This window comes from Mycobacterium parascrofulaceum ATCC BAA-614, assembly GCF_000164135.1.
Lineage (GTDB): Bacteria > Actinomycetota > Actinomycetes > Mycobacteriales > Mycobacteriaceae > Mycobacterium > Mycobacterium parascrofulaceum.
The window spans coordinates 1-11,243 of sequence record NZ_GG770555.1 but is presented as its reverse complement, the minus strand read 5'-3'; the positions used below and the strand labels follow the sequence as shown (position 1 = coordinate 11,243).

Annotated in this window: 8 protein-coding genes; 7 read left to right on the top strand and 1 reads right to left on the bottom strand. The window is 62.8% G+C overall.

Annotated features, from left to right (window positions below):
- Positions 1–19 precede the first annotated feature (19 nt).
- The gene (locus tag HMPREF0591_RS15865; protein WP_007169616.1) at positions 20–250 is read right to left on the bottom strand and encodes an MbtH family protein; all 231 of its coding nucleotides are present in this window, start codon (positions 248–250) and stop codon (positions 20–22) included.
- A 950-nt stretch (positions 251–1,200) separates the two neighbouring features.
- Here HMPREF0591_RS15865 and HMPREF0591_RS15860 point away from each other — a divergent pair.
- The 7 genes from HMPREF0591_RS15860 to HMPREF0591_RS15830 form a co-directional block, all read left to right on the top strand.
- Positions 1,201–1,605: an MmpS family transport accessory protein gene (locus tag HMPREF0591_RS15860; RefSeq protein WP_050790074.1), complete on the top strand. Its 405-nt coding sequence runs from the start codon at positions 1,201–1,203 to the stop codon at positions 1,603–1,605.
- Positions 1,602–4,502, top strand: a complete 2,901-nt coding sequence (locus HMPREF0591_RS15855; protein ID WP_007169614.1) for an MMPL/RND family transporter — start codon at positions 1,602–1,604, stop codon at positions 4,500–4,502. Before HMPREF0591_RS15860 ends, HMPREF0591_RS15855 begins: the two co-directional genes overlap by 4 nt.
- Before the next feature lie 166 nt (positions 4,503–4,668).
- Positions 4,669–7,581 carry an MMPL/RND family transporter gene (locus HMPREF0591_RS15850; RefSeq protein ID WP_007169613.1) on the top strand — a complete coding sequence of 971 codons (2,913 nt, stop codon included), beginning with the start codon at positions 4,669–4,671 and terminating at the stop codon, positions 7,579–7,581.
- 204 nt (positions 7,582–7,785) lie between these two features.
- Positions 7,786–8,733, top strand: coding sequence for a daunorubicin resistance protein DrrA family ABC transporter ATP-binding protein (locus HMPREF0591_RS15845; protein WP_007169612.1), 948 nt, complete (start codon positions 7,786–7,788; stop codon positions 8,731–8,733).
- Positions 8,730–9,470 (top strand): ABC transporter permease, encoded by a 741-nt coding sequence (locus HMPREF0591_RS15840; protein ID WP_007169611.1) that lies wholly within the window; start codon positions 8,730–8,732, stop codon positions 9,468–9,470. Before HMPREF0591_RS15845 ends, HMPREF0591_RS15840 begins: the two co-directional genes overlap by 4 nt.
- Positions 9,470–10,261 carry an ABC transporter permease gene (locus HMPREF0591_RS15835; protein WP_007169610.1) on the top strand — a complete coding sequence of 264 codons (792 nt, stop codon included), beginning with the start codon at positions 9,470–9,472 and terminating at the stop codon, positions 10,259–10,261. Before HMPREF0591_RS15840 ends, HMPREF0591_RS15835 begins: the two co-directional genes overlap by 1 nt.
- 74 nt (positions 10,262–10,335) lie before the next feature.
- On the top strand, positions 10,336–11,243 hold a 908-nt coding region (locus HMPREF0591_RS15830; protein WP_007169609.1), incomplete at its 3' end, for a glycosyltransferase family 2 protein.

Here is an 11,243-nt window from a genome sequence, read left to right as displayed (position 1 = left end):
CGCCCCATACCCCGACTCGTTACTGGTCAAAACCCCGACCCGTTGAGAGCTTGTCGCGCAGACTCTTTGGCCGAATGTCGGGCCAGTTCTGTTCGATGTACTCCAAGCACGCAGCGCGGTCGGACTCCCCGTACACCACTCGCCAGCCGGCTGGAACGTCCGCGAAGGCCGGCCACAGGCTGTGCTGCTCCTCGTCGTTCACCAAGACGAAAAAACTGCCGTTGTCGTCGTCGAACGGATTGATGCTCACAGTTCTCCAAAATGCCTAGTTGACATGAGTGGAACGGTTCCAAACCCTACTGGAGGCACCAGCGCGCGTCCGAGGTTTGGACAAAGTTCCCGGGGTGACCTGTCAGGCTCTTAACGCAGCCTAAGAATTGGGCTGGTGCGGGCTGCGCAGCTGCCGCCGTTGGCTGCTGTGACCTGCCGCAATCGCTCACCGGGGCGGCGCGCGATGGGGCACGGTCGGCCTTCATGGACGATGAAATTTTGGGTGGTTGTCACCGCCCAGGATACCGACCCGCGAGCCGCCGCGAAAATCACCGCGGGGCCACCAGCGGCGGCGGTTCCGGAACCCGCCGCCTGGCCGCGTCGATCGGGCCGCCGCGGAAGTGCCTCGGCGCAGCCCATTGACTACGGACGGCGATCGTCGTTAGCTGACTACGGCTGCTGACCGTCAGCAGACCTCGGCCGTCGGACGGGACCGCGGGGTGGGCGTCTTCCGTTCCGGATCGGGCGAACTCAAAGTGCCGTTACGCACGCGGTATGCATTACGATCCCGTATCTCGATGTCAAAGGACTGATACGGAGTCCACTGGCGTGGTTTACTCATGAAGACTCGGTCGCGCTCCCCGGGGGGCGGGGCTCGTATGAGGTGCCGAAGCACGACTAGTCTGCGGCGTACACCCCATTCGGAGTGCCCCCACCGGCGTATCGGGACCAATGTGTAACGGGTTGCCCGGGCCGGCGGAATAACAAGAGACGCAGAAATGGGTAGAAGGGGGTGCGGTGACCGAACCGGATGTGCGGGCCCGGCCCGATATCGCTACGGAAGGCCGCAACATTAGCCAGACTCCCACCGGGCGACGTGGCCTCATGCGCTTTGGTCGTCGATCCTCGACCGCACCTCAGCGGCCAGTCGGGCGGAATCATACCCATCCCCGTGGAACGGGAGTTCTCGCCGCGCTCAAGCGGCTCTGGATCCCTCTGCTTATCGTCGCCGTGGTCCTCGCGGGAGGTTTGACGGTTTCACGTTTGCACGGCATCTTCGGCTCGGAGAAGCGCGAGTCCTACGCGGACACCAGGATCAAAGACACCAAACCCTTTAATCCCAAGCACATCAGGTACGAGATCTTCGGGCCGCCGGGGACGACGGCCGACATCAGCTACTTCGACGTCGACGGAAACCCGGTGCACGTCAACGGGCAACCGGTGCCGTGGTCTTTCGACATCTCGACCACGTTGCCGTCGATATTGGGAAACGTTGTGGCACAAGGGAATGGCGACATGCTGGGCTGCCGCATCGTGGTTGACGGAGTGGTCAAGGCGGAGAGGGTTTCGCACGAATTGAACGCGTTCACGTACTGCATGCTGACGGCCACATGAGCGACGTGCAGAGTGACCCGAATGCGGCGACCGAGCGCGCGAAGCCACCGCTGATCGCGCGGATGCTCCATCGCCTAGCGATACCCGTCATTTTGGGGTGGCTGGGGATCGCCGTCATCATCGCGTTGGGCGTTCCCCCACTGGAACAGGTCGAGGCGGAGAACGCGGTCTCACTGAGTCCCGTTGCCGCACCGTCGTTTAGGGCGATGGAGCATCTGGGTCAGGACTTCAAGGAGACCAACTCCGGCGCCTTGGCGATGATCGTGCTGGAGAGCCAGCAACCCCTGGGCGACGCGGCGCACAAGTACTACAACCAGTTGATCCGCGAACTGCGCGCCGATAAGCACGTGCAGAACGTCCAGGACTTCTGGGGCGATCCGGTCACGTCGAAAGCCGCGGAGAGCTCCGACGGGAAGGCCGTCTATGTGCAAGTCCAGCTCGCCGGTAGCCAGGGCGGGGCGTCGGGGGACGAATCGGTAGCGGCGGTTCGGCAGATTGTTGCGAAGACGCCCGCGCCGGAGGGTCTGAAGGCCTACGTTACCGGCCCCGCGCCGACAGTCGCGGACATGAACATCGCCGGTCAGAAGACGGTCATGCTGGTCACCGTGACCAGCCTCGCGGTCATCTTCATCACCCTGCTCATCGTCTACCGGTCGATCACGACCGTGATCCTGTTGTTGCTGATGGTCGGGCTGCAGTTGCAGGTGGCGCGAGGAATTGTGGCATTCCTTGGCCATCTTCAACTGCTTGGCCTCACCACCTTCGCCGTCAACCTGCTGGTCGCCGCCGTCATCGCGACGGGAACCGACTACGGCATCTTCTTCGTCGGGCGATATCAGGAAGCGCGACAGGCCGGCGAGAGCCGGGAAATGGCCTTCTACACCACGTTTGGCAGTGTGGCCAAGGTCGTGTTGGCGTCCGGTTTGACGATCGCCGGGGCCGTTTTCTGCCTCAACTTCACCCGGTTGCCCTATTTCCAGCCACTGGGCATCCCCTGCGCCATCGGCATCACCGTCGCGGTTCTCGTTGCCCTCACGCTGGCGCCGGCACTGCTGGTGGTCGGGGGCCGTTTCGGCCTGTTCGATCCGAGACGGGTGATCACGACGCATCGGTGGCGGCGGATCGGCACCGCGATCGTGCGGTGGCCGGCACCCATTCTGATCACGACGCTGGCGGTTGCGCTCATCGGCCTGATAACGCTGCCGAATTACAACCCCAGCTATGACGACCAGAAATTCATCCCCAGCGACATTCCCGCGAGTGTGGGAAATGCCGCCGCCCAGCGACACTTCCCGCAGTCGCGAACGATGATGCCCGAGATTCTGCTGCTGGAGAGCGATCACGATTTGCGCAATCCGGCTGACATGATCGTGTTGAACAAGGTGGCCAAGGGGGTCCTGGCTGTCCCGGGCGTTTCCACCGTGCAGTCGGTGACCCGTCCTGAGGGCATCCCACTCGAGCACACGACGATCCCGTGGATCGTGAGCATGTCGCAGTCAAGCCAGCAGATAAACATGGCGTTCCAGAAGGACCGCATGGACGACATGCTCAAGCAGGCTGAAGAGTTGGCGCGGATGATCCAGATCATGCAGCACATGTACGGCCTGATGAAGGAACTCGTCGCCACCACCCACCACATGGTCGGCAAAACGCATGAGATGCAGGAGATCACCAACGAATTGCGGGACAAGATCTCCGATTTCGAGGATTTCTTCAGGCCGCTTCGCAGCTATTTCTATTGGGAACGGCACTGCTACGACATTCCCATCTGCTTTTCGTTGCGATCCATATTCGACGCACTGGACGGCGTGGACGAGATCACCGACAAGCTGAAGGAGCTGGTGGCGGACCTGGATCAGCTGGACACGCTGCTGCCGCAAATGGTTGTGCTGCTGCCGCCGATGATCGAATCCATGCAGAGCATGCGGACCATGATGCTGACGATGCACAGCACCATGTCCGGCGTCATGGGCCAGATGGAATCGCAGGGCAACAACTCGGCCGCGATGGGCCAGGCGTTCGACCAGTCCCGAAACGAGGATTCCTTCTACCTGCCGCCGGGAATCATCAACGACTCGGAGGCCTTCAAGCGGGTCGAGAAGATCTTCATGTCGCCGGACGGAAAAGACGTCCGCATGTTGATTTCACAGAAGGGCGATCCCGCCACGCCGGAAGGGCTTTCGCGCGTCGAGCCCATCAAGACGGCGGCCGAAGAGGCGCTCAAGGGCACTCCTCTCGAGGATGCCAAGGTCTACCTCACCGGCACCGCGGCGATCACGAAAGACATCGTCGACGGCTCCAAATGGGATCTCTTGATCGCCGGGGTCGCCGCGATCTGCCTCATTTTCATCATCATGCTGATCATGACGCGCAGCTTCATTGCCGCGCTGGTGATCGTCGGCACGGTGTTGTTGTCGATGGGTGCGTCCTATGGGCTGTCCGTGCTCGTCTGGCAGTACCTCCTCGGGCTGCAACTGCACTGGACGGTGCTGTCGACGTCCGTGATTGTCCTTCTGGCGGTGGGATCGGACTACAACCTGCTGCTGGTCTCCCGAATGCAGGAGGAATTGGCCGCCGGCATCAACACCGGCATCATCCGGGCGATGGCCGGCACGGGCAAGGTCGTGACCAACGCGGGCCTGGTGTTCGCCTTCACGATGGCGTCGATGGGGGTCAGCGATCTGCGCAGCGTCGCGCAGACGGGCACGACGATCGGGTTGGGCCTGCTGTTCGACACGCTGGTGGTGCGCGCGTTCATGACGCCGTCGGTCGCCGCGCTGCTGGGACGCTGGTTCTGGTGGCCGCAACGCGTGCGTCAGCGGCCCGCGAGCTCGATGCTCCGGCCGTCGGGACCCCGGCCGCTGGTGCGCTCGCTGCTGTTAAAACAGCCTTTGTAACGGCCGGACTTCCACTTCCAGCAACAGGCATCGCGACCGTGGGGAACATCGTGACACAGGACAACAGGGACGGCATTCGCCGCTGCGCGGCCCTGGGCGGAGCGGTAAAAGCCATGAGCTTCCCGCGCCGACGGCGGGCCGCTATCCGTTGGCCGTCGGGGGCCGCATGACCACCGAGCACGCTCGACCCCCTTTCTTCGCCCGGAGCATCCGCCGGCTTTCGGTGCTCATCGTGCTGGCGTGGGTGGCGCTGACGCTGCTGGTGACATTCTGTGTTCCCTGGTTGGAGACGGTCGGACGCGAGCATTCCGTGCCGCTGGCCCCGCAGGACGCACCGGCGGTCCAGGCCATGCAACGCATGGGCAGGGACTTCAAAGAGTCCGATTCGGACAGCATCGCGATGATCGTGTTCGAGGGACAGCAGCGCCTCGGGGACGACGCCCACAATTACTACGACAAACTGATGCGCGCGCTGAAGGCCGACCAGAAGCACGTCGAGCACGTGCAGGATCTGTGGGGCGACCGGCTGACGGCGGCGGGTGCGCAAAGCGACGACGGCAAGGCCGTCTATGTGCAACTCAACCTGGCGGGCAACCAGGGCACCACCCTGGGCCAGGACTCGATTGCCTCGGTCCGCGACATCATTGCGCGGAATCCCCCACCCCCGGGACTCAAAGTTTATGTCACCGGCCCGTCGGCGCTGTTATCCGATATGCAGCAGGCCGGGGACCGGTCCATCCTGAAAATGACCGCGGTGGGCGCGCTGATCATCTTTGTGGTGCTGCTGTTCGTCTACCGGTCTATCCTCACCGTGATTCTGTTGTTGGTCACCGTGGGGATCGAGGTTCTTGCGGCCCGGGGAATCGTTGCGTTCCTCGGCGATCACAGTCTGGTCGCGCTTTCCACTTTCGCCGTCAACCTGTTGGTGGCTCTCGCGATGGCGGCCGGAACCGACTACGCGATCTTCTTCTTCGGCCGATATCAAGAGGCGCGCCAGGCCGGCGAGGACCGGGAAACCGCCTTCTACACCACCTACCGCGCGGTCGCTCCCGTCGTCTTGGGTTCGGGGCTGACCATCGCCGGGGCGATGTTGTGCCTGGGCTTCACCCGCATGCCCATCTTCCAGACCATGGGCATGCCGTGCGCCGTGGGCATGCTGGCGGCGGTCCTCATCGCGCTCACGTTGGTCCCGGCGGTTCTGACCATTGGAAGCGGGTTCGGGCTATTCGACCCCAAGCGGGTTCTCGCGTTCGGTCGCTGGCGGCGGATTGGCACCGCGATTGTCCGCTGGCCTGTGCCCATCCTCGCCGCGACCATAGCGGTGGCCGTGGTCGGTCTGGTGACGTTGCCCGGCTATCAGACAAGCTACAACAACCGGTTCTACATGCCCAACGACATTCCCGCGAACGTCGGATACGCGGCCGCCGACCGTCACTTCTCTCAAGCGCGAATGATGCCGGAAATCGTGATGATCGAATCCAATCACGACATGCGCAACCCGGCGGACTTCCTGGTCTTGCACAGGCTCGCGAAGGCGATATTCAAGGTTCACGGCATCTCGCGGGTGCAGGGCATAACCCGGCCCGAGGGCACGCCGATTCAGCACACGTCAATACCTTTCCTGCTGCAAATGCAGTATTCGGTGATGCAGCAGGACCAGCATTACATGAAGGCCCGCACGCAAGACATGCTCCATCAAGCGGACGTCCTGTCGTACCAAATCGCGACGATGAAGCGCATGTACGCACTGCAAAAGCAGATCACGACCATTACGCACGACTCGATCGCCAAGACCAAACAAATGCGGGACGTAATATCGGACATCCGAGGTCACATGTCCGATTTCGAGGATTTCTTCCGGCCGCTTCGAAGCTATTTCTACTGGGAACGGCATTGCTACGACATCCCGATCTGCTGGTCCCTGAGAAATATCTTCGAGACGCTCGACGGCGTCGACACGCTGAGCGACAAACTCGACGAACTCATCGTCGATCTGGACAAGATGGACGCGTTGCTGCCGCAACTGCTGGAAATCTTCCCTCCGTCGATCGCGATCGCCGAGGAAGCCCGGGACATGCTGCTGACGAGCTACAGCACCATGAACGGAACGCTGGGCCAGATGGAAAACCAGAAAGAGAACGCCACCGCCATGGGGGCCACCTTCGACGCCGCCAGGGACGACGATTCCTTCTATCTGCCGCCCGACATCTTCCAAAACGAAGACTTCAAAAAGGCGATGAGTCAGTTCCTTTCCCCGGACGGCAAAGCGGCGCGCTTCATCATCTCGCATAAAGGCGACCCCGCCTCGCCCGCGGGCCTCGCGCGCATCGACAAGATCAGGACGGCGGCCGAGGAGGCACTCAAGACCACTCCCCTGGAGTCCTCGAAGATCTATATCGCGGGCACCGCGTCCACATTCAAGGACTTCCGCGACGGCTCCACCTACGACCTGTTCATCGCCGGAGTCGGCGCGCTCTGCCTCATCTTCATCATCATGCTCATCATCACCCGAGGTTTCGTGGCGTCGCTCGTCATCGTCGGCACCGTAGCGCTGTCACTCGGCTCGTCGTTCGGACTGTCCGTACTGATCTGGCAATACATCCTGGGCATCAACCTGTACTGGATGGTGCTGCCGATGTCGGTGATCGTTCTGCTGGCGGTGGGGTCGGACTACAACCTGCTGCTGGTGTCCCGGATGAGAGAGGAACTAGCCGGCGGCATCAACACCGGCATCGTTCGCGCGATGGGGGGTACAGGGAAGGTCGTGACGAACGCGGGCTTGGTGTTCGCATTCACGATGGCCGCAATGGTGGCCAGCGACTTGCGGATCATCGGTCAGGTCGGTACCACCATCGGCCTGGGTCTGCTGTTCGACACGTTGATCGTGCGTTCCTTCATGACGCCGTCCATCGCCGCGCTGCTTGGACGCTGGTTCTGGTGGCCGCAGATCGTTCGTCCCCGGCCCGCGAGCCAGATGCTCCGGTCGGAGGGGCCGCGTCCGGTGGTGCGTTCCCTGCTGCTGCACCGCGAGCTGGAAGACGACATGCCGACCGCGGAGATTCCGAGGCAGTCCCTCTGAGTTGGTTCCTTGCTTCCCGTTGCCCGGGATCCGCGGCGTCGAGCGCCCTCCACGAAGAACTGGCGACGACAAAGATTGGAAGCCAATGAAGTTGCTCGGGCCCCTCGGAGCGATCGCGCCGCAAAGAGATTCGGCTTGCAGCGGTCATATCGCGATCCATCTATACCGCCAACGCCGCGGCTCACTTCGTGAAATACTTTCATCGTGAGCCCCTTGGCGATCGAGGTTGTCGGCCTCACAAAGACATTCGGACGCGATACGGTCGCGCTGAATGGCGTGGACTTTTCGGTGCCGGCCGGGACGGTTTGCGGGCTACTGGGCCACAATGGTGCCGGCAAGACAACGACGATCAACATTTTGTCGACGCTCATTCGCCCCAGTTCAGGCCATGCCAGCGTCGCCGGGCACGACATCGCCCGGCAGCCCGCCGAAGTTCGCGCCAGCATCGGGATGGCCGGGCAGTTCGCCGGGATGGACCCCATGCTCACGGGTCGGGAGAATTTGGTCTTGTTCGGCAGGCTGCGCGGGTTGAGTCGCCGCCGCGCGAAGGCTCGCGCGGACGAACTGCTCGAACAGTTCGACCTCGCCGCCGCCGCCGACCGGAGGCTCTCGACCTACTCAGGGGGCATGTTCCGGCGCGTCGACGTGGCCAGCGCGCTGGTTGTGCCGCCGCAGGTGCTCTTCCTCGACGAGCCGACGACCGGGCTCGACCCGCGCAGCCGCCGAGACGTATGGGCGCTGGTGAGTTCGCTTACGGTGCAGGGCATCACGGTGCTGCTGACCACGCAGTATCTGGAAGAGGCCGACGTACTGAGCGACTCGATCGTCGTCATCGACCACGGGCAGGTGATCGCCAGCGGCACCTCCGAGGAGTTGAAGCGCGCCGTGGGGACCAGCTATTGCCAGGTGACTCCGGCCAATCCAGCCAATCTTCCCCAGGTCGCGGCCGCGCTGAAAGGACTTGAAGGGGTCGACATCCACGGCGAGACGGGCTCGGTGTCGGTGTTCGCGCCCGACGGCGTGGCGACGCTTGTCGAGGTCTTCCGCAGGGTCGACGCACTCGGACTCGAACTCGCCGACATCTCGCTGCGCAAACCTTCGCTCGACGAGGCCTTTCTGCACCTCACCGAACGGACCGTCGCCCGGTCATGAGCGCCCTTTCCGCCCTCACCGAGCGCTCGCTGATGTCGGCTGCACGCGACGGTGAAATGATCTTCGAAATCCTCTCGCCTGCAGCGTATTTGGCCGGATTCAGCGTTGCGCTGCACGGCCTTGTCGACACTGGGCCCATCAGCTACACGCAGTACTTCCTACCCGCGGTAGTCGCCCAATCGATGATCTTCGTCGGTCTGCTCACCGCGGACCGCGCCGCCCGCGACCACTTATCCGGCTTCGGCGAGCGGATGCGTACGCTACCGGTCGCCGCGGTGGCCCCCGTGACCGCTCGCACAGTCGCCACCCTGATGCGCGCCGCGCTAACTCTCGTGGTGGCGCTGATCGCCGGCTACGCCTTCGGTTTCCGCATCGACGGCGGAGTGGGGTACGCGACGGCATTCCTGCTCATCTCCTTGCTGCTGTGCCTGGCTGTGGCGCTGGGCGCCGACGCGCTGGGTTCGAGCGCGAAGAGTGTCCAGGGGGCCGCCCACTTCTTATTCGTCCCCCAGCTGCTGTTATTCATGCTGTCCACCGGAATCGCGCCCGAAAAGACCTTCCCCGCCTGGTTACGCCCGTACGTCCGCAACCAGCCGGTGTCACAGTTCGCCGAAACCCTTCGCGGCCTTGCGTCCGGCCACGTGGTGCTCAGTAATTTGGCGGCGACCCTGGCCTGGTGTCTCGGCATGGTGCTGGTGTTCGGCGCGATTACGTTGCGGATGCAAAGGCGCGGCTAGTGACTCATCGCTCCGTGCCGGACGGCTCCCTACTCACCCAAAGCCAGACGCAAGCCGGCCGACTCCTGCTTCGTTGGAGGCGCGACCAAGCCGTGCTAATAGGGTCGCTGATGCTTCCCATCTGCCTGCTGTTGGTCTACCAAATAGTGCTGGGCGAGCAGGTACACCGGGTTACCGGAGTCGACAGCGTTTACGGCGTGGTCCCGATGTGCGCTGTGCTATCCGCGCTATTCGGGTCGCTGGGAAACTCGGTCGGCATCACCACGGACCGCGAGTCGCACTTGCTCAGCCGGATGTGGGTGCTGCCGATTCATCGAGCGAGCACGGTCGTCGGATGGGTATTCGCCGAAGTCGTACGTAGTTTCATCGGCACCGTCATTATCACCGCCATCGGAGTTACGATGGGGCTGCGGTTCCACCAAGGTTGGCCCGCCGCAATTCTTTTCCTTTTGATCCCATCGGTCGTCGTCACTGGCTTCACCGCACTGGTGATGGCGATGGCCATCCGCAACAACGGCCGTACCGCGATGACCTGGCTGCTCGGCGCGACCTTTGCGCTCGCGTTCGTCAATCCCGGCGCTACGCCGATTAAAATGTTCCCGGATTGGGCTCAACCACTGATCCGCCTCCAACCCATCTCGCCACCTATCGAGACGATGCGCGGGCTGGCCCACGGCGGCCCGGTTGTCGGGCCACTTGTGGCGACTTCAGTCTGGGCGATCGTGTTGCTTGCTGTCTTCATTCCCTTCGCCATGCGCGGCTACCGGCTGGCTGCCGAGGCGAACGCGTGACCGCAGCCGAGCGTCCCCGACCGGGTTGGTTTGACGACGCGCAAGCCAAGCCACTCATTTCTGTGTGCGTCCCGATGTACAACAACGGTGCCACCATCGAACGTTGCCTGCGCAGCGTCCTGGATCAGGATGGCGCCGAGTTCGAGATCGTCATCGTCGACGACCAGTCAACTGACGAAGGGCGGGCGATCGCCGCATCTTTGCTCAGGGTCGGAGACCGCCTGATAAGCAACGAATCTCGCCTCGGCCTTAACGGGAATCACAATAAGTGTTTGGAAGTCGCCCGCGGCGACTATATCCAGTTCCTACACGGCGACGACTGGTTGCTTCCGGGGGCCCTGCAGACCCTTGCTGGGTGCTTCGACGACCCTGAGGTCGGACTCGCCTTCGCACCCCGGCAGGTCCAGACCGACGACCTTCCCTGGAGCGAGCGGCGACGCGCACCGAGCAAGCTCCACGTCTACTTCGCGAAACTTGGCGAACGTAATCGCGGATCGTCCTTAGTTCTGCAGATAGTCGCCTTATGGGGCGCGAGCGCCAACTTGATCGGCGAACCGAGCTGTGTGATGTTCCGGCGGCAACTGGCACTGGACGCAGGGGGCTTACGCGACGACGTCTATCAGACGGTCGATTTGGACTTCTGGTTGCGCCTCATGCTCCGGTCAGCGGTTTGCTTTGTGCCGAGGGAACTTTCGGTACGGCATCACACCGCCAGCACGGAGTCAGCGAATATCACCAAGGCTCAGCGACACTGGCTCGATCAGCTGCGCATTCTCACATGGATGATCGTGGATCCCGCGTCGACACCTCTCATCCGCGCAACCGCGTCGCTGTGGTGGTCAATGGCATGGCTTGGGCTGCTCTGCAAGGTAACCGTCATTGGGCCTCAGCGATCCTCTCGTCTGAAAACGCTGCTGACGGCACCCGTTAATGAGTTCCTTCGCGCGAGGCGGTTCCGCGCCGAACTCCAATTCGCATCGCA

Bases quoted from the DNA above. Each gene is read 5' to 3' on its own strand.
- HMPREF0591_RS15855 (WP_007169614.1), top strand. From the start codon at position 1,602: ATGAGCGACGTGCAGAGTGACCCGAATGCGGCGACCGAGCGCGCGAAG.
- HMPREF0591_RS15850 (WP_007169613.1), top strand. From the start codon at position 4,669: ATGACCACCGAGCACGCTCGACCCCCTTTCTTCGCCCGGAGCATCCGC.
- HMPREF0591_RS15840 (WP_007169611.1), top strand. From the start codon at position 8,730: ATGAGCGCCCTTTCCGCCCTCACCGAGCGCTCGCTGATGTCGGCTGCA.